Consider the following 20,268-nt stretch of genomic DNA (forward strand, 5'->3'; position numbering starts at 1 on the left):
ATTTTGTAAACCATATTTAGCGCACTGTTTTATATAAATTAGTTGCCTTGTCACAAATAAAGGCTGTAATGTAAAATGAACAGGAGAGCCCATTGCGGCGATAGAGAATTTCCTCGTATACGAGGAGCCAATGATATACTTAAAAGTACAAATGAAAAGATTACTTACAGCATTATTAATAGGTTCGGCCGTTTATAGCCAGGCTCAAACCAAAACAGAAAAGCTGGTTGATTATGTTAACCCAATTATAGGCACCCAACGCATGGGGCATACCTATCCGGGTGCAACAGTGCCGTTTGGCATGGTTCAATTAAGCCCTGAAACTGATACAGCAAGCTACGAAAAGGATGGTCATTACAACCCGGATGTATATAAATACTGTGCGGGATATCAATACGATGATAAAACCATAGTGGGCTTTAGTCATACCCACTTCAGCGGTACGGGTCACTCAGATCTGGGTGATTTTTTGATCATGCCAACTGTTGGTGCGTTGAAACTTAACCCCGGAACCGCAGATAAACCAGGTAGTGGTTACCGATCTACATTTTCACATCAAAACGAGGTGAGCGGTGCCAACTATTACAAGGTAAAGCTTGATGCCAATAATATTACAGCCGAATTAACTACTACAGCAAGGGTTGGTTTTCACCAGTATACTTTCCCTAAGTCGGATCAATCGCATATTATCCTTGACCTGATGGCGGGAATCTACAACTATCCTGATAAAAATGTATGGACTTACGTTAAGGTAGTGAATGATTCAACTGTTGTTGGTTATCGTCAAACCAACGGCTGGGCACGTACACGTACGCTGTATTTTGCTGTGAGCTTTTCAAAACCATTCTATCAGCATGGTTACAAGAAATATGACAAGCGTGAGGTGTACGGTGGTTTCTGGGGTAAGTTCAACCAAACCAAAAACTTCCCCGAAATTGCAGGAAGACAGATTCGTACCTATTTCGACTTTAAAACCGAAGAAGGGGAGAAGATCAAGATCAAGTTTGCTTTATCTCCAGTAAGCATGGAAGGCGCGTTGAACAATATGCGCACTGAAGCGCCGGGCTGGGATTTTGATAAGATCAAGAACGACGGACAGCAGCTTTGGGAAAAGGAATTGCATAAAATTGAGATTGCCGGAAGCAAGGAAACCAAGTTGAATTTCTACACTTCTATGTACCATACCATGATCAATCCTACGCTGTACATGGATGCTGACGGTCAGTACAAGGGCCTCGACCAAAATGTGCATAAAGCGGTTGGATTTACCAATTACACTACATTTTCACTGTGGGATACTTACCGTGCATTGCACCCGCTGTTCAATATCATCGAGCCGAAACGCAACGCCGATATGATCCAGTCAATGCTGGCACATTTTGATCAAAGCCCTGAGCATATGCTGCCGGTGTGGTCAAACTCGGGTAACGAAAACTGGTGTATGAGTGGTTACCACAGCGTTGCTGTAATTGCCGACGCCGTAATAAAAGGTAATGTAACCTTTGATGCCAATAAAGCGCTTGATGCCTGTGTTGCTACAGCCCGCCACCGCGATTATGAAGGCATTGGTGAGTATATGGACAAAGGTTTCATTCCTGACGACAAAAGCGGTGTATCGGTATCCTCAACTCTTGAGTATGCTTTTGACGATTGGGCTATTGCTCAGCTTGCCAAAAAACTGAACAGGAATGACATTTACGAAGAGTTCATCAAACGGTCAGAAAACTATAAAAATGTTTATGACCCGGCAGTAGGTTTCATGCGCCCTAAACTGGCTAACGGCTCGTTCAGGACAAAGTTTGATCCATTGAGCACCATTAACGAAGGTTTTATTGAAGGCAATAGCTGGAACTATACCCTTTTTGCTCCGCAGGATCCTGAAGGTTTGATCAAGTTAATGGGCGGCGACAAACGTTTTGTACGCTACCTGGATTCATTGTTCACCATGAACCTGCCCGATAAATATTTTGCCGAAACGGAAGATATCACCCGCGACGGAATCATAGGTAACTATGTACATGGCAACGAGCCATCACACCACGTAGCCTACCTGTACAACTGGACAGATAAGCCATGGAAAACACAAGAGCGCGTACGCATGATCTTGCCGATGATGTACAAGCCAACCCCTGATGGTTTAGGCGGTAATGATGATACCGGCCAAATGAGTGCCTGGTATATATTTACCTCACTTGGTTTTTATCCGGTAGCACCTGGTTCTGACCAATACTCAACCGGTAGCCCGGCTGTTGACCATGCGGTGATCAATTTGGATAATGGCAAAACATTCACCATTAATGTGAAAAATCAAGGCGCTAAAAATGTTTATGTACAAAAAATGGTATTGAACGGCAAACCGCTTGACAAGCTGTTTATAAGCCATGATGAGATTATGAACGGCGGCGAGATCACTTTTTACATGAGCTCGAAGCACAAGTAGTGATTGGTTTTGATTTCGGATTTCGGATTTTCGATTTCGGAGTTAAAAAAGGGCTTTCCGCATTGGAAAGTCCTTTTTGTTTGAAATGAAAAAATCCAGGCTGTGTATATTTATCTACCTGTAATGATAAAAGATCCCTCTGTCAAAAGGTGTCCATACACAGGCGGTTTGCCCGCTTGCTTTTAAGGCGTTATTGGCCCAGGTATTACAGGTATAAAACATATTGTACTTGCGTTCGGCCTCATAAAAAGCATCGTTTTTATCATAGTTGGCATTTGTTTTTATGTTGATGACCTTGCCCTTGGTATCTCTTCTAAAACTGCTATCCACAAAGGCAACCAACCGTTTATACTGCTTATTGCTGATCATTATTTTTTTGCAGTCGTTGCTTTCGGGCATGGCTTGGTAATAAGTAGCATGAATGGCAGATGTACTTAATGCAAATGCCGCTTTAAAAGCTGTACTAAATTTTAAATCCGCCCAGGTAGGCGTACTGAGGTAGAAGCCTTTATCACCCCAGCCTATAGCTAAATATTTGCCGGTAGTATCGCCGTTGATAGTGTTTTCATAGCTGATCTCCCTGCTCCAATCGGTAATGCCGTTTTTTACGGGGACAACAATATCCGTATGGTCGCCATTGGTTAGGATGTAAAAGGCTACATCATTTGAGGTCGTTGCTTCTTTTTTAACAGTCCAGATGGAAAACAGGAAAGCCGAGAGAAGATAAAGCAGCACAAATGCCACTAAGCCCAGCACAAGCCTTAAAATTACTTTTGCAATTTTTTTAACGGTTATCATAATTAAGGTTATTAGGTTTAGTTACCTTAATTAATACAGGAAGTGCAATAAGGTGACCCTGTTGTATATTTGACCCTGTCAGTTTAAGTTTAATAAAAAGGGCTAAAAACAACCTGTGAATCTATTTGCTAAACTACTTGTAAAATTAATTACGGTTGGATTTGAACCAACGTCTTCCCGGCTACAGCTGGGACGTTCTGACCGAAGCATCACAAGATTTACGGCACCTTTTTGTTTTTCTCATGAGAGTTTTTTTTAAAAAATCAGAGAATAAAGAGCAATAAACAGCAAGCGTTTTTGATTTTGCGTGACTGGCGAAGTAACGCTTGCTAACGGCATCTTTATTCCTGATTGCAACAGGTTTAGGTTAAAAGATTTAATGAACAACAGGTTAAAGGCAATTGCTAACAAGTGGTTCGGTTGTCCCATGCTCTTGACTTAATTTCCTGAGCTACTTTAGCTTATGGCTAAAGGCCGGATTTTACCGGCGGCCTTGGGGTTAAAAAAGCGAAGTAATACTTGTTTACGGCACTTTAACCTGTTGTTCATTTAAAAATAAGGGCTATGATCAATAAGTCTTCTGCATCATGCTCTAACCAATTGAGCTACTGCGGTTGCCCGCAGGCCGGTTTCGAACCGGCAACCCTGACGTCCCAAAACGAAGTAGTACTCATTTACGGCACCTTATTTTATTTTTAATATTTTAAAAAGAAGGGCAACAAGCTATAAGTGTATGCTTACACTGCGTTCTAATCATCTAAACTACCCTTTCGGGGCCGGATTCAAACCGGCGTTACAGTAATGGATCGAAGTAACACTTATAAACGACACCTTCTTATATAAAGAGCAACTGGCGGCAAGAGACTTTGGGGACCTGCGTGGCGAGGACTCGAACCTCCATCACAGCTTGCGCCACAATGCCCTCCCCCGAAATTGGTTGCGAAGTAACTCTCACCTAACGGCATCTTTATTTTTTTAATGCGGGGATGTTAGCCTCCCCGCACATGTTATAAATCTATATTGTTAATAATGCTCAAAGCCGAATTTCCGTTTTCGATAGCTGCTAACACATCAAAAACTTTATCGCTCCAGCCTGCAATTAAATGTACATCGTTTTGTAACAGCTGCAATGGTGCCTGGCCATAGCCAGCCAAATCAAACAGGTACAGTTTTGCCTTGGGTGCAATGTGTTGTTTATAATAAACCCATTGCTCCTGGATATGGTTTATGTTGTTATTGCTGTTCCATAACTGGCAGTCAGTAAATAACATTACTTTATCCATTTGTATCCTGCGAGTACTCAGGTCATGGATAACCAGGTAGCCATTGGTAGAGTAACCTACTTCGCCTTCGCGGCGGTAAAACTCCTGCACGTTACCTAAAATGTTACCGCGTGGCACCGTAATGGTTTTCCAACGGTCGCCAAACATGCCCACCTGCACATTATTACAGCGCGATTGCAGCAGCATGGCCAGCATCAGGCCGATATCATACAGCAACACCTTTGATTTTGCTGATACCGGTTTCTGCATCGAACCGGATACGTCACAAGCCAGTAACACCCGGGTGTTTTCGTCAAAGCCCCTGATATTGGCAGCGCTTGCCTGTACCGCTTTTTCCAAAGCATCCAGTAGTTCGCCTGTGTAACCTTTGTTGCCGGTTATTGTCGCTTTTGCTGCACGTGCGATGTTTTGCACCGCAGAAGTCGGTGTTATCAGCTCACGGTATGCAGCCAGGTAGCGGAATGGGAACTGTTTGGCCCTGGCCACCTGTTCGCCATCGGCAAGGGTTGCACACACTTTTTTAAAGTGAGTATAGCTTACACCTGCTTCCTGTATGTTGCGCAGATTACGCAGCAAGGCCATATAACCTATTTTACCGCTGTCAATCAGTTCTTCCCATTTTGCACGGAACGCAATTGCTTTAGCTTCGGCGCTATCAAAATTCAGCTGACCAAGGGCCGAGAGTTCTGTTTCCCAGGTGTAAGGCGTTTGCAATTCGTTCGCGGCTATCTTGTTAAAGATCAGCTGTTGCAAATCATCCTTAGCCCGTGGGTGTACCAGGAACAAAGCATCGCGCATTTTTATAGCGCCATCGCGGTTGTATTTGGCAAATTGATATTCATCAAAGCGGTTAAACGCCTGTGATAAACCTTTTTGCATTTGTTTTGATAAGCGATTGAGCTTTTTAGTGCCCTTACGCTGGTTCAGTGTTTCGTAGCAAGCCAGCAATTCGGTGATCTCATCAACGCGACCGATAACCCCGTCGGTAACCCGGGCAACCAGATCGTTGCCCGAGTGCAGCTTAGCCAATTCGGTAACCAAAACCAGCGGTACCGAACGCAAATACATTTTAGTACGTGCATAAACTGCCAGTTTACCTACAAATACCGGGTTGCAGTTAGCTATCAAGTTGCGCAGGCGCTCCATACGTGCCTGGTCTTTTTCATAAAAGGTGTCGTTTAAGCTCCAGGTAACTACCGTGGTGTACAATTCCATTTCGGCAGTCATCATAAAAGCTTTTGCACCTTCATGATTTGTCGTTTTGGTTTTTACTCTGCTTAACAGGTTGAATTTCATTTTGCACCTCCTTTATTTCGTTTTGTTGATACAAAGGTTAGAGGCTACTGCGCAGTGTATTTGCGCAGTGAAAAATATTTTTATTTTTTTTCTGAACCTTGATTCGTAGGATTAAAAGATGGACTTGATGCTTCAGCGATTTGTAAAAATTCAGAAGTTTATATGTCGCTTTAGCATTATACTCAAGTAATCCTTTAATCCTACGAATCAAGGTTCAAATAATTCCTGTAAAATATTTTTAATAATTATTTTTTAATTTAAATATTGTTTGTATCATTGCAGTATGAAAACAACAATATGTATACAGTGTCCATCACCCATACTGATTTATCAGAGGAGATAGCTATGTATATATAGTAAGTATATAACAACATTGAAAAATCCTCTTAGATAAAAACTAAGGGGATTTTTTGCTTTACAGGGTAGTATATCAATTGGTCAGATTACCACATTTGGGATGTGGAGGCTCCCGGTTCGAGTCCGGGTTACCCTACTGATTTACAGCTGGAAATATAGCTCAATGGTAAGAGTAGCACCCTTATACGGTGTCGGTTAAAGGTTCAAGTCCTTTTATTTCCACAATATGGCCGGTTGCCCGAGTGGTTCAAGGGAGTCCTCTGCAAAAGGAATGTCCGCAAGTTCGAATCTTGTACCGGCCTCTTTGTTTTTGTTCGTGGGTAATTGTTTTACTTCCGGTTTTAGTTACCCGGATCTCTGGTTTAGATCCGGGCTTTGAGAATGTTTTTATACTTATTTAATAAGTATAAAAACATTATTGTATTTTATTTTATTGTGTTTTGTGTTCTTGTGAGCAATAAATAACCTTACTATAAATAAGGCTTTCTGCGCGCCTTAACTTTTGCTTGCTTTGCTTTTTATGTATTTGATATAATCGACTATTGTTCAATATATTGCTGTTTTTATTTGGATTTATTCTAAATAAGGTATTTCTTTGTAACCGATTACTAATCCATTACCGCTATGAATTTGTTGCTTGAAATAATATTCCCCCGACTTTTTATCAAAGTAGAACGTGTGTGTTATTCTATGCTATTCATTTCTGATTGGTCATACAATGCCAATTCAAGCCTAAACCACCCCGGTATTGGTCGCCAAACTTTATATCGGGCAGCAATTAACCAACCCTTTAATCTTTTTAACTATTAAAATGAATAAGCTCCAACGCTTCAGTTTTACATTCTCCGGTTTGCTTATAACCGTAGCAGCCTATGTTAGATGTAATGAGAGGGAAATCAGGTAAGGTATCGCCTGAAAATTAAAAAGCCCCGGTGCCTGGTCGCCAAACTTCACACCGGGTAAATGTTAACCGATCCTTTAACCTAATTAATCATTCTAATCAAAACTATGAATTCTTCCCGACTATGCAGTCAAACTTTTATTGCCGAACAAGTTCCATTTAATGGCATTAACATGCAGTTAAATGTTGGCATAACTAACGCCTTTATATATTGCTATCGCAAGTAAAGCCTGAACATGTCACATGCCAGTTAAAGGGGGAAATCCGTGGCTGTCATTTTTTATTAATTATAACTGAATATTAATTTTTGATTGCACCTGCTATGCATGATGATCTTATAAACGAAATAAAGTTACGCCCTATATCACAGGTTATTTTAAAATACCTGATGGACCACCGCAAACCGGTAGATGCCGAAACCATTTGGCTGGATGTAAAAGCCAATGGAGCTCAGTTTAGTATAGGGTCTATTTATGGGCATTTAAAGCGGATGGAAAATGCAGGTATTATTACCAAAGTACCAAAAGTTACCAGGAAAGCCTTATACCAATATACGTCATAAATGGTTAAGAAAGGCTGTTCTTTAAGGGGGTAACGGCCACTACATTTCGAAGCTATTAAGTGATATTGCGAAATGTAGTGGTTTTAGAAGTGTTGCGGGGTTTTATAAGTGACTGATTTTTAGGTTTATGTGTATTTGGTATGTTTTTGGCAGTGGTCGACGTAAATTAATAAACGCCAACCGAAACACTACCGAATATGAAAACTTTAGCCATTGTAAAAAACAACGCTGCATCTGTTTTAAGGTATTTGCTTGCTCCCAATAGCGCATTATCTTCAAAAGAACGGATCACCTGTATAAAAGGTGAACTAGTATCAATCTATCTCATCGCTATAAGATTATATTACATCATCTGTAATTGAGTGCCGATTTGTACTTTTATCCTGATGACCGCTGAAGAAGTAAATTATATTATTTGGTATTTCAGTGACCTGATTGATAGCCGGGAAGCGATTGCTTTAAGCCATTATAATTTTTCGGATGAATATAAGACCTGGCCAGATAGCAAAGCAAGGAGGTGGTTGATAAAAAGGGAAAGATTACAGACGATCCGGAGATATTGAAGTTACTTGATAACGGTTACGAGCAACTGCGTTTATCAGCTGCTGAAAATGTATTGAAAAACCATCCCGGCAAGGTGTTTTTTAATTGCTGTAAAATCTGTGGAAAACTTGCCCGAACTCCTCGTGCTAAGCAGTGCCGGTTCTGCGGTCACGACTGGCATTAAATCTTTTATTCGCTGTCCTCGTTCTTGATCCCCTTGAGCAGGGCATAAATAGCCATTGCATGCCCGTGTCCCAACTCAAAATCATTTTTGAGCCAATTGGTAATATCGGCTGCCTTGGTTTCAGCCTTCAGTTCACCTCCTTTGGTGAAACCTTTATCTTCTGCCAATTGCCTAAAATCGGCAGGGCCCTTACCTGTTTTTTCCTTTATTGTTTTTAAATATCCCTGGAATGACATGGTTAATATGTTTTAGGTGAAATCAAATGTATTCAAAAATTATACTCCTTTTTTGCCCTTCACAAAATCAAGGATCTTTTTAGTTTCTTCGGGATAAATACCAATGTAGTGGCTCCTTACCATATAAGGTACTTTCATCTTGCTCTGTGCCGATTCGAGCCTGATCACGTTTGATGCCTTGTTTGGCATGTGGCAGTCGATACAGTACGTTTTGATCGCACTACCCATTTGTGGGGCAAGCTTGCAAAAGTTATGATTGGCTTCGCTGTGGCAACTTAAGCATTTTTGCGTGTATACGGCCATGCTTTGCGGTTGGCTCACATGAGGGTTATGGCAATTGCCGCAATCCATTTTGCTCATGGTATAGCATTTGCTGGCTATTAACAGGTCGTACTGGTTACCATGAACGTCGGGCATATTGCTGCCAGGTGTAACGCGTGGCTGAGTGCGATCTTTTAGCAGAGTATCGCCCATTTCAAACTCAAACGACGATCGTTGAGGGATGTTTTTATTCCCCGAATGGCAAACAGCGCAAGCATCCATTTTTTGTGTACGCGATAAGGATGCGTAAGTAGCAATGTACTTGGCCTTTTTGTCATCCGGATTATCGGTATGGTAGTTAACGTGATTGGCTGCAGGGCCATGGCAGCGTTCGCAGTCGATACCATAAATAAGCGAAGCCTTCTCAAATCCGAAATCCCCGCTCTGCGGCGAAATCTCTTTTACATACGAACTGTGACACTCCAGGCACCGGCGCAAAATAGGGCGGCCAAAATTCACATGATCGGGCAAATAGCCGGGGCTGTTTGCCCAGTTGTGGATGGCTGCAAAGTAAGATACCGGCAGTTCATACAACATTTTACCTTTCCAATACATATAGGTTTGGGCTTTCCGGTTGCCTATAGAAATATCAAAAGGTTCTGCCTCGGTTTCTTTTCCGTTGATATAACCTGCCTGGTAAAGGCTATCGTTGCGCTTTTCCATCACTATCTTTTGTCCCATTCCAAATTCAAAAGTATTAGAGTCTTTGGCAAAACTACCCCTGATGTTATGGATATTAGCTAATTGCGAGGTTTGAAAATGTGCGGTGTGCAGGAATGAAGCATAAACATCACCATGGCATTTTTTACAGCTTTCGGATCCGGCATAGATTTCGCCTCGTGGATCGGCGGAAGTTGGGGTGTAGCACTGGGTTAAAATGAAACTTAAAGGTACGAGAGCGATAAGAACTAAAAAAAGGTATCTTTTTTTGAGCATTGTTTGCGGTTATATGGCTGGTTATAAACTGATTTTGATTTTGAGTTACCCTCGAAAAATCCAATTACAATTTAAGGCAATATTTATTTAAAACAAATGCTAAAACAGGCAGTAGAGGTAATGTAGGGGAGGCGGGATTTCGGAATTGGGAGTTTTGATTTTGGATTTGTGAGATCAGGATTGCTCGTCTCTTAATTTGCGGATCTGTTCAAGGGCAATGATATCTATTTGATCTTTTGGCCGGTTTATGACCTTTTTATTTTCGATCAATTGATTGATATGTAGGAAGGGCACCTTCACTTTTTCAATTTCCGCAATTGAGGCCATCTCCAGGCATTCATCGAAAGTATAACCTTCAAGGCCTTTCATGGCAATTAATATATCTAATTTGAGGCTGTTATTAAGTTGAAAATCTGTCCAGCCGGGAACAAATTGCATATATTCAATCATGGGATAGTCACCCATATTACAGCTGATGAACGTTTTTCTTAATTGTTGCCTGTTTTGCAGTGTATCTTTTATCCAGATGTCGAGATCGCCTGTAAAGCGCTGATATCCGTGCAGGTTGATCGCAAATCCACCAACCATAATATATTGAACGTTAAAATCCTGAAGTGCTTTCCAGAAACTTAATATTTCTTCGTCAAATACATCCACAAATTATTTGCTGATAAAGGGTTTATGCACTATCGAAGCCTTGCTCATGGTTTGCTGGATTTTGTACAAGCGGGTGGCCATTTCAAAGCGTTCCTTATAGCTTCGTTTCAATGCTTCTTTCAGAAGTTCAATCTCAGCTTCACTGAGTGTCTGCTTGTTTTTCTCCATACTGTAGCTAATCAAATTTATGAAAAATAGGCTACATGACGAAATCTTAAAAGCTTAATCAAATCTGCGAATAAGCTGTCGGTACCAGCATGGTTGATGTTATTTTATTAACCAGCAGGGCATCGGCATATTCGGGTACAGCGCTGATCTTTTTCCATTCCGGGTCACTGCCGAAAGCTTTCCAATGTGCGTTTTTGGCCTCAAGATCATCGAAAGTAATCATGTAGGTAAGGTTAGGCCTTTGTGAGCCTATCAAGGTTTCGCCCCAGAAAACAGGCTTAAAGCCGAGGCGCTTAAATACATCTATTTCGCCCTTATCGTTGAACATTTCGATCTTCTTTTTGCCGGCGGCTTCAGTAGCGCTTTGGTATTGCCTCAATTCAAAGATCCTCGCTTTATTTTCGGGTGCTTCCAGGTGAGACATGTGTACAAATGCTTTTAACAATGAATTTTCAATCCGTTCATAGGCCGGAGATGCAGCCAGGGCGTTAAGGTAAGCAACTCCTTTGGCCTGCAATTCTGCATCGCCCGCAAAACTATCTGTCACTGTACTGAAATGGGCAAGGCTGTTAAATTGCACCAATACAAAAAGCCTGGTTTGGCTTTCGGGTTTCATTTCGGTAAATACACCTACGTGTTTTACACCCAGGTGGTTAAGGGCGGGTATGGCGGTGTCTTTCAAAAAATCTTCTACCAGTTTTTGTTGTTCCGGGCTTTTAAGGTTATATATCCTTAGTTCGTAGTATTCGGCAGCCTTGGGGGCAGTTTCAGTAGCTTTGCTCATAGCAGGTAAAACAGTTGCGGTAACACCAGTTAACAGGGTTGATTTAACAAAGGAGCGCCTTTTCATAATAGGTTTGATTGTTTGGCTAAGATAGGTTTTTGAATTAAAATTGAGTTTCTCATTTGAATGTATTATTAAACAATACAGTTGGATTCGGTTTTGGGCGGGCAGCAAATTTCTCTAATTTGGCCATCATGCTTTTTGCAGATCATTTTTAACTATGGGCCAGCTAATATTACCCGCCTCAAGCTTTGATTTTATGAGGCAACTGAAACAGAACAATAATCGCGAATGGTTTGCCATAAATAAAGAGGCTTATCAACAGCAGCTTGAATTGGTGGAAGATTTCACTGCAGGATTATTAAACCTGGTTAACACCCATGATGTTATTGAAACGCCCAGCGCAAAAAAGGCTTTGCACCGAATTTACCGCGATATTCGTTTTTCGAAGGATAAAACGCCTTTTAAAACTAACTGGAGCGGTAATTTCAAACGAGCAGGCAAGCATCGTCGTGGCGGCTATTATTTTCACCTTGAGCCTGGAAATACGTTTATTGCCGGTGGTTTTTGGGCGCCTGATAAGCCCGATCTGAAGCGTATCCGCGATGATATTGCCTTTGATCCATCGCCCTTAAAACAAATCATAAACAGTAAAGAATTTACTACAACCTTTGGCGTTTTGGAAGGTGAACAATTGAAAACCGCCCCCAAAGGTTATGCTGCAGATCACGAGGCTATTGATCTGTTGCGCTATAAACAGTTTTTGGTAAGGCGGCGTTTTGCTGATGAGGAAGCTTTAGGGCCCGATTTCATAAACACGGCTTCTGATACCTTTAAAAGTATGCGCCCGTTTTTTGACTATATGAGTGATGTACTTACCGCAAATGTAAACGGAGAAGAGGATTAGGTATTTTGAGGCGTGTGGTTAATGTCACCTGTATCCGTCAATCCATCGTTAGCTTCAGTAATTTTGCTAAGGTTGTATTGCATCTCTCCGTTGTGTTCATCGCCTTTAAGCAATCCCTTGTTATACAGATTAGCGAAAGTGGCTTCAACTAATGCGGCAACCTGTTCACTAACAAAGCCCGGCTGCAGTATTTCCAGCTCTTTTAATACCTCGTTTACCGAACCATGGCCAATTCGCGCAAGCGCATAAATGGCTTTGTTTTGTTGGGTATCCTGCTGGTCAAAATGTGAGGGAATGTGCAGTGGCTTATATTCTTCCCTGAATTCTTCGTCGCTTAATGTCATAGTAGTAAAGCTTATTTGTATTGATAAACAAACGTTATTGAGGTTTGTGTGATACTATTTTAGTTTAGCGAAAAAGCAAAAAAATAAACGCGGGCTTTTGGCCCGCGCTCCGTTTGTTTATAAGATCGGTATTAATTTTAAACTGTTGATGGGTTCCTGATAACACCTAATAAAAATGCAATTACGGCAATTACTAATAATGTATGGATTAACCCTGTTGCCGAATAGGCAAATACGCTGACCGCCCATCCTATAATCAGGATAACTGCGATGATATACAATAGTGATCTCATAGTTTGATGTTTTAGTTTGTTATTTGTATTACTTTAAAAATCATGCCATAAATCAATCTTTATTGAAAAATATTATTTACGTTGATATTAAATTAATTTGATCGAAATAAAGGTTGTGGCATTGCTCTTGCTAACATATTAGTTCTTACTGCTATCACATATGAAACCATTCTTTATCACTATAGCTAAAAATTTAGCTCTTATTATAACACCGGACAGCGATGCCCATGCAGATGGACATCCGGTACTAACTTATACCTATGGCATTTATCGTCGGGACACCTCGGTTTTAGGCAAACTTAATCAGCCTGATAAGCTTTTGCAGGTAAACAGAAAGGATAACCCTGATTACCTTGGTTGCATTACATTTGAACAGCCTGGCAAAGTGTTTAGCTATGTTGCTGATGGTGAAGATGAGCTTTCGCCAGATGAAGTGCTGGAAGTAATTGAAGAGATCAATCATTTCAGGGATACACCACAAATGTGGTCGATTTAATCTCGTAATACAATTCAATGCATATATTATAAGCACGCAAAGGCGCGAAGTCACAGAGAAATATCTTTGCGTCTTCGCGCCTTTGCGTGAAATTAATTATAGCTTATTTACTTCGTAGGTGGTATCAATTGCATAAAGGTTACTATGCTGCTGGCTTCGTATGATTGGATATCGCCAGTTGGGGTACTTACAGCATAGTTACGGTAAGTCAGGTTACGGCCATCGCGGTTTTTCCATCCGGTGTTAACGTTGGTTTGGATCCAGCTCAGGTATTGGTTTTGGCCACCGTCATTGATCAGTTGTACTATATATTGGGCAAAAATAGCTTTCAATACACCTTGCTCGTTAAAATCGCCTTCCGCGGGTAGGATGCCGTTAGTACACAGATTGTTTTTTACATAATCGGCATATAGTTTGGCATCGTTAAGGAAAGTAACATCGTTGGTTTGCTTGTACAATGCCATAGCAGCACCAATGGCCGTGCCTGAATTATAGGTATAATCCTGCCCTCCCGGAGGGTTATTGCCTATTTTATTATCGTTCACTTTGCCCGACGCATCAACCAAATTAGTTTTTGACCATGAATAGATAGATTTGGCTTTATCAAGATATGAAGCATCTTTGGTGATACTATACAGCTTCATGGCTGCAATAACAGTTGGGAAGTTGATACATGAGTTTTTACCGCTATGCTGAAAATCCCAGAACATACCGCCATCTATTGGGTCGTATGAGCCATTCCAAACTCTGTCAAACCCGGCTTTTGCTTTATCAAGATAAGCAGTATTGCCGGTAAGCTGGTTGGCGCGCGCCAGGGCAATAACCCACCACATCATGTCATCGTAAATGAACCAAACAGCAGTATTGTTCCAGTTGTAGCCGTCGTAATGATTGTAATTGCCCTGGTATATATCACCAATGCGGGTGAGCTGTGCCGGGGCTTTGGTGCGTTCATAAACATTCATGGCCATATCCCAGTAAACGGCTTGCGTCCAAATGGCGGCCACACCATCTTTTTTAGTGGTGCTGAAATAAAGTTTATTATTCGAGTCGTAAAAGGCGTTATTGAAAGCTGTATAAGCGAGGTCGGCATCGGCACTGCTGAAACCGATACTATTATCGGTTGGGGTAGTGGTACCTGTATTGGGCTTTGAGGTAACAGGTGAAGCATCCTTTCCCTTACTGCAACTTACCATTGCAATAAACATACTCAGGATCAAAAAGTAGATCGTTTTTTTCATAATTATAGATGTTGGTTAGTAAATAGGCTTAGCTATGACTGGTAGCGTAATAAGGTTCGTTTTCAATTATTGGCTAATTGTTACTGGCGAGGCAATGATAGGGTAAAAAACGACCGCTATCTAACGTTTTAACCTACAAAAAATCATTAACCCAATTTTTAACCGCGATTTTAACCGGGGAGGGCCGTGTTATTTAGTGTTTAGCGAATGTTTTCTCGCGAAGACGCGAAGTCGTAAAGTTTTTTTTAACGTCACTGTGTATTAGCTGCCAGCTACAGCTAATAAAGCTACTTTAACTTTGTGCAGGTTTACGTTTTGCGGCGGGCGATTTATTTTCCTTTTTCTCTGATGAGGATGCTGGGGCGGCAGTTTGTGGCTGCTGGTGCTGATGTTGGTGACCGTGTACCAATCGTTCACGCATAAAATGGGTGAGCTTATGATGAAAAGGTACCAGTACGGAGGCCAGGCATACCAGGATCACCAGCTCAAGCACAGGTAAGTGGTTACTGAGGCGCTGAACAAAAGGGTGGATAAGCAGGGTAATAAATTCAAAGGCCAGCAGCAGGCATAATACACTCATAAACTCAATCACTTTACGGTGAGTGCGGCTTTTGCTCAGGAACAATACTACCAGGAAAAATGTAGGTATAAACACAGCAATGCCAAACATTTGCAGATTAACTATCCGGGCTTCTTCGTCGCGGTGCTTTTCTTCGGCTATTTCTTCCTGGCGGGCGGCTTCGTTAAAACTTAATGTCTGGATCTGCTTAATTTTTTCGGCATTGAACATGCTGTCCTTCGCGGCAAGGGCGGTTTTTAAATAAAGCAGTTCCAGATGCTCGTTTTTACCCTTGTACACATCGGTAAGCAAATTGGTGGCATGAAAAATCCCTTCGGGATACATTGCAGTTTTGGCAACATTAAGGGCCAGCGTAGCATAATATACACTTGAATCGACGACGCCTGTTTGTTTATAGAGTTGTGCTATGCTGTTGTAGCTGTCGGCGAGACTGTTTTGATCGTTTATTTTGTTAGCATAATTCACGCTCACGCGATAATAATCAAGCGCCAGGGCGGTATGCCCCATTTTGTAGTTAATGTCGCCCAAAATGGATAAGGTATTTGGCATGGTAGCCGTATCCTTCAGGTTTTGCTTTATGGTATAAGCCTGCATCTCATAATTTAAAGCCGAATCAACCTTGTTAAGTTTAATATAACAGTTACCGATATTGGCCAGGATAATTCCCAGGCGCGCCGTTTCGTGCAGTTCTTCGGCCAGGGCTTTGGCTTTAAAATGGTAGGATAAGGCTTTTACATTGTCCATCTGATCGGAGTAAACAATGCCTATGTCACTCAGGCTTTTTAAAATGCCCAGGCGATCGTTAATTTCTTCGCGTATTTTTAATGAGTTGAGTAAAAAAGAAAGGGCCTGATCATACTTGCCATTTTTCCATAAAACTACGCCCAGCCTGTTCATACAATCGGCCTCGCCTTTTTTGAATGAGAATTTTCGGGCCAGTTCAAGCCCCTGTTGGGCATAAACGAGTGCACTATCAGGCCGGGTGGCCTGTAATTGCCGGCTTAGTTGTATTAACGGAGCGACACCCGCAGTATCATTTTTATGTTGATTTGCTTGCGATCTTAACTGGTTTAGCGTGTTTTTTTGAGCATAGGTATTTTGGGCTATACCTGTTAAAAGGCATACGCAAACCATCCCCTTTAGTATGTGGTTTAGCATAAATTTATTTAATGAAACAAAAACCCCTGTTTCCTGAAGGGGTTATGATGTACAGGGTAATGGCACCGGTTTATTAAATCTGTTCCCTAACTATCCATTGAAGGCTCTTCGGTTGCGTCGTCCGGCTCCGGCGAACCTGCAAATCCGTCTGCCCCTTCGTTTTCCGGCTCAAGGCCTGTTTCATCATCAGCAAATTTACCCATTGAGGTATTTTTGTCCCTAAAACCCATAGAGGTGTTTTTGTCGAATGCTTTAGTTGATGCGCTCATGGCTGTAAATGTTTAAAATCGATTTGAGTTCAGCTAATTGTTACAAGTGCAGGTATATAAATATACGCTTATATTTTGTTGATAGTCAAATTTTTACGCATTATGTGAAGTGAATGTGAAATGTTTTTAAATGAAAGTGCAGCTGCGCTGGTGAGCCGGGTTACCGATATTGGATTGAAGGATTATAAAGCCGGGGCACAAACATGATATATTTAATGTTTTTGCCTTCGGAATGGCTTATTGATAAATCAGGGTGTAATCAAAAATAAAAGGGTGGGCAGGGGTAGGCTTGGTTGTTAAATGGATATGGCTGATTCTGGTTTCGGTCATAATCAATTCATATTCCCAGCCCGCGTGATCAAGTTTATCACTGCTGTAGTATAACCGCATGGATAAGGGTAACCTGCCCAGTTGCGCCAGTACCAAAGGGTGCATGTTAAAATCAAAAAAATAATTAAGCGCCTGGGCATTAAATTCAAGCTTATCTGTAAATTTTGTGAACGTTACGTATATGTTATTTAAGGTATCCTGATTGGTGTAGATAACCGATTTTGTCAGCAGGCCCTGCGCATCATACTCATATGTTGTGTTGTAATGGATATTTTGAGATGGTAAACCAATATTGGGATAGTGCCTGTCCATCAGCACAATCCTGCCCTGGGCATCGTAAGTGAAAGTATCAGTATGTTCAATCTCGGTGTTGAGTACTTTGGTGCCGTTGGGCAGGAATGCATATTTATTGATATGATCAATGTATGTTACCCGTCCCTGAGCATTGTAATGGTAGTTTTCGGTATACTGGTAATTTTGACCGTCGTCATATACTTCGGAAGTTATGCGATTGCCGTCATAAGTAAAATCTACGTTTGTTTTTGCCGGAAACTGGTAGGCAATATGGCTGATATGAGTTAACCGCTTTTGAGCATCGTATGTATAAAATATCGTATCGCTTTTGTACCAGCTTTCAAGACCAGTTTGATAAACCTGCGTCAAACTAAACACTTTGGGCGTAACGGGTGGATCAGGCACTTTAACCGGCTTGTCCTTTTTGCAGGCGGCAAAAGCGGCTATGAGTAATATGATAATAAAATGCCGGCAGGTAGATTTCATCTACCTAAAGATAAGTGTGTTAGGATTTATATTTGTTGTTCGTTTTAGTCATTTATGGTAGGGATTGGCATCAGGCTTACTTATTCCTGTTATGAAAATGTGCTACGCCTGCTTGTACATGCTCCCAGTGATTTTTGTGCCAACTGGTTATTTCGGCCGGATCGACAAATTTAATTTCAAGGCTCTCTAAAGATGTTTCGATATGGCCGCTGATATATTTGCACAAATAGAGTACCTGTACGGAGCTGTGTGGTTGTCCAAACTGCCCGGCGGGAACGGTAATAAATTTGATAATCTCAACGGGCTCAACAATCAACCGGGTTTCTTCCCAAAACTCTCGTTTGATGGCCGTTTCCGGGTCTTCTCCAATATCAACCCAGCCGCCGGGCAATCCCCATAATAAATCATCGCTGCGATGTTCAACCAGTAAATGGCCATGCTCATCAAACAAGATCCCGTTAACACCTATTTTGGGTGTTGCATATCCCAGGTCTTTGTTAAACCGCTCCTTTAAAGCTTCGGTTTGCAGACCGGTAAATTCGCTATATTCCTGGGTGGCTATATCAAGCAGCTTTTGGTAACGCTCCATGTCGAAAGGGCTTTTGGTATACCTGATGCCGGTTTGCGCCAGGGCATAGATGTTTTCAAGCAGATCGATATAGTTCTTTTTCATACGGTATGCGCAATATAGTTAACAGCCTATATAACGGGGTAAAGAAATTATAAAATCACTGTTTAGTATTTGCAGGTAGAAGAAATATAGTACTTTTAAACATAGTGGATCGCTTGGAACCGTTTCCCGGCAGATTGGGTTTAGGGATGTACGAGTTCGAATCTCCTTCCGGGAGCACACTTAATATTCTCCTGAATTATCCATAAAACTTCCGGTACGTTAATCACCGAGTCGAGAGTTCGGATCTCTCCGGGGTCACAAACACAGCTTTACTTCATATTATCGTGTTTTTTGTTCTGCATTCTCAAATCTTAGATCTCTCAAATACTGTAAAAATATTCTGCTATCTTCATACAAAGTTTGTTAATAATGACCTTCCCTTTTTCTGCACGTTTTGATAGACCCCTAAAAACGATGATAACGCCTGATAACAAGGAGCAGATATTACAATATATAAAAAAGAGGATATTAGAAGACAAAGCAGATAATGTTATTGTAGAAGACATGACTGTTTGCTATAAGGGTTCAACATCCAATTTAAGAGGCTCTTTATTCGGTAGTGTCGACAACGGCATCTTTTATTTGGTTTTTAAAAACAATTGCTGGTTTCTCGACTATCAAATTAATATGCGGGAGCTATTTATTGTGACATCAATAATATCGACTATTATGGAAGTTTTTGCATTAGCAACTGGAGGCCCCTGGTGGATAGGCATAGCTGCTTTTCTATGGTTATGCGGCGCTAATTGGGTTCTCAGTTTGATCAGGCATGGAGGGGTAGCTAACGATATTTCTGCCGGAATTGACGAATTGATATTCGGTAAAACGGAATTACATGAATTGCCGGAGGAGGATAAAATGACAGGTAAACTTAAAAGTTGGTTTTAAAGTGTATTCAATATTGTTACCGGCATTTCTGACAGTACAATAACGGGTTTGACATTTTGTAGCATTAGCGCTGCATTTATAAGTCCCAATCCTGAAGCTTTCTTTTACAATTTCTTATCTGTCGCATTCATCCTATCATTTGTCGCATACACACCGTAGGCCTTATTGCCTTATTGATGAGATTTGTATCATACAAAAACAAGTTTTAAACTAAACTATAACAGGAGATAAAATTGTATGAGAAAGATCATTGTTTTAACTTTTATAACATTAGATGGCGTAATGCAGGCACCAGGTGGTCCGGAAGAAGATCTATCAAGTGGTTTTAAATATGGCGGTTGGTCTGCACCTTACGGAGATGAAATTTCAGGCAAGATCATGCAGAAGCAGATGGAAGCTACAGACATTCTGCTGGGCAGGAAAACCTATGATATTTTTGCGTCTTACTGGCCCCAACATGCAGATTACTGGCCGGGCATCAATGATGTTAAAAAGTACGTGCTCTCCAATACCATTAAAAAGTCCGACTGGAATAATACAGAATTTCTTACAAGCGTAGCCGATATTGAAAAACTCAAAAACTCGGAAGGTGGCGACATCAAAGTTTGGGGCAGTGGCGAACTTGTTCAATTGCTGCTGAAACACGACCTGGTAGACGAGCTTTGGCTCAAAACTTACCCGGTACTGCTTGGTAAAGGAAAAAAACTGTTTAACGATGAAGCTACTCCCGCAGCATTTGAATTAACAGAAAGCACCGTTACACCAGATGGGGTGATCTTTGCCAATTACAAACGGGCAGGTGAAGTTAAGACCGGCACTATTGGAGCTTAACATTATAGTTGC

At 41.3% G+C, this 20,268-nt stretch carries 21 protein-coding genes and 3 tRNA genes; 9 read left to right on the plus strand and 15 right to left on the minus strand.

The features are described 5' to 3' along the window. The first annotated feature begins 151 nt into the window (after positions 1–151). The gene (locus AC1DUD_RS22910) at positions 152–2,440 is read left to right on the plus strand and encodes a GH92 family glycosyl hydrolase (RefSeq protein WP_477378713.1); all 2,289 of its coding nucleotides are present in this window, start codon (positions 152–154) and stop codon (positions 2,438–2,440) included. A gap of 114 nt (positions 2,441–2,554) precedes the next feature. Here the strand turns inward: AC1DUD_RS22910 and AC1DUD_RS22915 are convergent, their stop codons facing one another. Then, positions 2,555–3,238: a TIGR02117 family protein gene (locus AC1DUD_RS22915; RefSeq protein WP_477378715.1), complete on the minus strand. Its 684-nt coding sequence runs from the start codon at positions 3,236–3,238 to the stop codon at positions 2,555–2,557. Positions 3,239–4,245: 1,007 nt separating this feature from the next. Next, positions 4,246–5,817, minus strand: a complete 1,572-nt coding sequence (locus AC1DUD_RS22920) for a TROVE domain-containing protein (protein WP_477378717.1) — start codon at positions 5,815–5,817, stop codon at positions 4,246–4,248. 419 nt (positions 5,818–6,236) lie between these two features. Between AC1DUD_RS22920 and AC1DUD_RS22925 the strand changes: the two genes are divergently transcribed. The 4 genes from AC1DUD_RS22925 (at position 6,237) to AC1DUD_RS22940 (ending at position 7,637) form a co-directional block, all read left to right on the plus strand. Next, positions 6,237–6,310 (plus strand) — tRNA-Pro (locus AC1DUD_RS22925). A 13-nt stretch (positions 6,311–6,323) separates the two neighbouring features. Beyond that, positions 6,324–6,396, plus strand: a tRNA-Ile gene (locus tag AC1DUD_RS22930). Positions 6,397–6,402: 6 nt separating this feature from the next. Continuing rightward, positions 6,403–6,476, plus strand: a tRNA-Cys gene (locus AC1DUD_RS22935). A 921-nt stretch (positions 6,477–7,397) separates the two neighbouring features. Next, on the plus strand, positions 7,398–7,637 hold the full coding sequence (locus AC1DUD_RS22940) for a transcriptional repressor (RefSeq protein WP_477378719.1): 240 nt from the start codon (positions 7,398–7,400) through the stop codon (positions 7,635–7,637). Positions 7,638–7,803: 166 nt separating this feature from the next. Here the strand turns inward: AC1DUD_RS22940 and AC1DUD_RS22945 are convergent, their stop codons facing one another. The 6 genes from AC1DUD_RS22945 to AC1DUD_RS22970 form a co-directional block, all read right to left on the minus strand. After that, complete coding sequence (locus AC1DUD_RS22945; protein ID WP_477378720.1) at positions 7,804–7,929, minus strand: hypothetical protein; 126 nt, start codon at positions 7,927–7,929, stop codon at positions 7,804–7,806. A gap of 440 nt (positions 7,930–8,369) precedes the next feature. Then, positions 8,370–8,600 carry a DUF4287 domain-containing protein gene (locus AC1DUD_RS22950; RefSeq protein WP_477378722.1) on the minus strand — a complete coding sequence of 77 codons (231 nt, stop codon included), beginning with the start codon at positions 8,598–8,600 and terminating at the stop codon, positions 8,370–8,372. Positions 8,601–8,639: 39 nt separating this feature from the next. Beyond that, positions 8,640–9,857 carry a multiheme c-type cytochrome gene (locus tag AC1DUD_RS22955; RefSeq protein ID WP_477378724.1) on the minus strand — a complete coding sequence of 406 codons (1,218 nt, stop codon included), beginning with the start codon at positions 9,855–9,857 and terminating at the stop codon, positions 8,640–8,642. Positions 9,858–10,031: 174 nt separating this feature from the next. After that, positions 10,032–10,514, minus strand: a complete 483-nt coding sequence (locus tag AC1DUD_RS22960; protein ID WP_477378726.1) for a hypothetical protein — start codon at positions 10,512–10,514, stop codon at positions 10,032–10,034. Between the two features lie 3 nt (positions 10,515–10,517). Next, complete coding sequence (locus AC1DUD_RS22965; protein ID WP_477378728.1) at positions 10,518–10,682, minus strand: hypothetical protein; 165 nt, start codon at positions 10,680–10,682, stop codon at positions 10,518–10,520. 58 nt (positions 10,683–10,740) lie between these two features. Next, positions 10,741–11,532 (minus strand): NIPSNAP family protein, encoded by a 792-nt coding sequence (locus AC1DUD_RS22970; protein ID WP_477378730.1) that lies wholly within the window; start codon positions 11,530–11,532, stop codon positions 10,741–10,743. 154 nt (positions 11,533–11,686) lie between these two features. Here AC1DUD_RS22970 and AC1DUD_RS22975 point away from each other — a divergent pair, with 154 nt between their 5' ends. Further along, the gene (locus tag AC1DUD_RS22975) at positions 11,687–12,373 is read left to right on the plus strand and encodes a DUF2461 domain-containing protein (RefSeq protein WP_477378732.1); all 687 of its coding nucleotides are present in this window, start codon (positions 11,687–11,689) and stop codon (positions 12,371–12,373) included. Here the strand turns inward: AC1DUD_RS22975 and AC1DUD_RS22980 are convergent. Then, complete coding sequence (locus AC1DUD_RS22980) at positions 12,370–12,717, minus strand: hypothetical protein (RefSeq protein ID WP_477378734.1); 348 nt, start codon at positions 12,715–12,717, stop codon at positions 12,370–12,372. The two genes, AC1DUD_RS22975 and AC1DUD_RS22980, sit on opposite strands and share 4 nt — an antisense overlap. Positions 12,718–12,854: 137 nt before the next feature. Beyond that, entirely contained in the window at positions 12,855–13,010 is a 156-nt protein-coding gene (locus AC1DUD_RS22985; protein ID WP_121227761.1) for a lmo0937 family membrane protein, read from the minus strand. 160 nt (positions 13,011–13,170) lie between these two features. Here AC1DUD_RS22985 and AC1DUD_RS22990 point away from each other — a divergent pair, with 160 nt between their 5' ends. Beyond that, positions 13,171–13,506 carry a hypothetical protein gene (locus AC1DUD_RS22990; protein WP_477378737.1) on the plus strand — a complete coding sequence of 112 codons (336 nt, stop codon included), beginning with the start codon at positions 13,171–13,173 and terminating at the stop codon, positions 13,504–13,506. A 107-nt stretch (positions 13,507–13,613) separates the two neighbouring features. On the opposite strand, the gene AC1DUD_RS22995 is transcribed toward AC1DUD_RS22990, so the two are convergent. From AC1DUD_RS22995 to AC1DUD_RS23015, 5 genes are all read right to left on the minus strand, one after another. Then, on the minus strand, positions 13,614–14,747 hold the full coding sequence (locus tag AC1DUD_RS22995) for a glycoside hydrolase family 76 protein (protein WP_477378739.1): 1,134 nt from the start codon (positions 14,745–14,747) through the stop codon (positions 13,614–13,616). A gap of 292 nt (positions 14,748–15,039) precedes the next feature. Next, positions 15,040–16,485 carry a tetratricopeptide repeat protein gene (locus AC1DUD_RS23000; protein ID WP_477378741.1) on the minus strand — a complete coding sequence of 482 codons (1,446 nt, stop codon included), beginning with the start codon at positions 16,483–16,485 and terminating at the stop codon, positions 15,040–15,042. 86 nt (positions 16,486–16,571) lie between these two features. Then, the gene (locus AC1DUD_RS23005; RefSeq protein WP_243481037.1) at positions 16,572–16,754 is read right to left on the minus strand and encodes a hypothetical protein; all 183 of its coding nucleotides are present in this window, start codon (positions 16,752–16,754) and stop codon (positions 16,572–16,574) included. Positions 16,755–16,991: 237 nt separating this feature from the next. Further along, a complete protein-coding gene (locus AC1DUD_RS23010; protein WP_477378744.1) occupies positions 16,992–17,864 on the minus strand; it encodes a hypothetical protein in 873 nt (290 codons plus the stop codon). 76 nt (positions 17,865–17,940) lie between these two features. Continuing rightward, complete coding sequence (locus tag AC1DUD_RS23015; RefSeq protein ID WP_477378746.1) at positions 17,941–18,537, minus strand: NUDIX hydrolase N-terminal domain-containing protein; 597 nt, start codon at positions 18,535–18,537, stop codon at positions 17,941–17,943. 369 nt (positions 18,538–18,906) lie between these two features. Here AC1DUD_RS23015 and AC1DUD_RS23020 point away from each other — a divergent pair, with 369 nt between their 5' ends. Next, positions 18,907–19,425 (plus strand): hypothetical protein, encoded by a 519-nt coding sequence (locus AC1DUD_RS23020; protein WP_477378748.1) that lies wholly within the window; start codon positions 18,907–18,909, stop codon positions 19,423–19,425. Positions 19,426–19,662: 237 nt separating this feature from the next. Next, positions 19,663–20,256: a dihydrofolate reductase family protein gene (locus AC1DUD_RS23025; RefSeq protein WP_477378750.1), complete on the plus strand. Its 594-nt coding sequence runs from the start codon at positions 19,663–19,665 to the stop codon at positions 20,254–20,256. Positions 20,257–20,268: the final 12 nt, after the last annotated feature.

It is taken from the genome of Mucilaginibacter sp. P4_A11, assembly GCF_056402535.1.

What these genes read in the sequence shown, in the direction of transcription:
- AC1DUD_RS23015 (WP_477378746.1), bottom strand. Translation starts at nt 18,537, where the DNA reads ATGAAAAAGAACTATATCGATCTGCTTGAAAACATCTATGCCCTGGCG.
- AC1DUD_RS22990 (WP_477378737.1), top strand. Translation starts at nt 13,171, where the DNA reads ATGAAACCATTCTTTATCACTATAGCTAAAAATTTAGCTCTTATTATA.
- AC1DUD_RS22920 (WP_477378717.1), bottom strand. Translation starts at nt 5,817, where the DNA reads ATGAAATTCAACCTGTTAAGCAGAGTAAAAACCAAAACGACAAATCAT.
- AC1DUD_RS22975 (WP_477378732.1), top strand. Translation starts at nt 11,687, where the DNA reads ATGGGCCAGCTAATATTACCCGCCTCAAGCTTTGATTTTATGAGGCAA.
- AC1DUD_RS23025 (WP_477378750.1), top strand. Translation starts at nt 19,663, where the DNA reads ATGAGAAAGATCATTGTTTTAACTTTTATAACATTAGATGGCGTAATG.
- AC1DUD_RS22970 (WP_477378730.1), bottom strand. Translation starts at nt 11,532, where the DNA reads ATGAAAAGGCGCTCCTTTGTTAAATCAACCCTGTTAACTGGTGTTACC.
- AC1DUD_RS22965 (WP_477378728.1), bottom strand. Translation starts at nt 10,682, where the DNA reads ATGGAGAAAAACAAGCAGACACTCAGTGAAGCTGAGATTGAACTTCTG.
- AC1DUD_RS22910 (WP_477378713.1), top strand. Translation starts at nt 152, where the DNA reads ATGAAAAGATTACTTACAGCATTATTAATAGGTTCGGCCGTTTATAGC.
- AC1DUD_RS23010 (WP_477378744.1), bottom strand. Translation starts at nt 17,864, where the DNA reads ATGAAATCTACCTGCCGGCATTTTATTATCATATTACTCATAGCCGCT.
- AC1DUD_RS23005 (WP_243481037.1), bottom strand. Translation starts at nt 16,754, where the DNA reads ATGAGCGCATCAACTAAAGCATTCGACAAAAACACCTCTATGGGTTTT.
- AC1DUD_RS23020 (WP_477378748.1), top strand. Translation starts at nt 18,907, where the DNA reads ATGACCTTCCCTTTTTCTGCACGTTTTGATAGACCCCTAAAAACGATG.
- AC1DUD_RS22985 (WP_121227761.1), bottom strand. Translation starts at nt 13,010, where the DNA reads ATGAGATCACTATTGTATATCATCGCAGTTATCCTGATTATAGGATGG.
- AC1DUD_RS23000 (WP_477378741.1), bottom strand. Translation starts at nt 16,485, where the DNA reads ATGCTAAACCACATACTAAAGGGGATGGTTTGCGTATGCCTTTTAACA.
- AC1DUD_RS22980 (WP_477378734.1), bottom strand. Translation starts at nt 12,717, where the DNA reads ATGACATTAAGCGACGAAGAATTCAGGGAAGAATATAAGCCACTGCAC.
- AC1DUD_RS22915 (WP_477378715.1), bottom strand. Translation starts at nt 3,238, where the DNA reads ATGATAACCGTTAAAAAAATTGCAAAAGTAATTTTAAGGCTTGTGCTG.
- AC1DUD_RS22955 (WP_477378724.1), bottom strand. Translation starts at nt 9,857, where the DNA reads ATGCTCAAAAAAAGATACCTTTTTTTAGTTCTTATCGCTCTCGTACCT.
- AC1DUD_RS22995 (WP_477378739.1), bottom strand. Translation starts at nt 14,747, where the DNA reads ATGAAAAAAACGATCTACTTTTTGATCCTGAGTATGTTTATTGCAATG.
- AC1DUD_RS22950 (WP_477378722.1), bottom strand. Translation starts at nt 8,600, where the DNA reads ATGTCATTCCAGGGATATTTAAAAACAATAAAGGAAAAAACAGGTAAG.
- AC1DUD_RS22940 (WP_477378719.1), top strand. Translation starts at nt 7,398, where the DNA reads ATGCATGATGATCTTATAAACGAAATAAAGTTACGCCCTATATCACAG.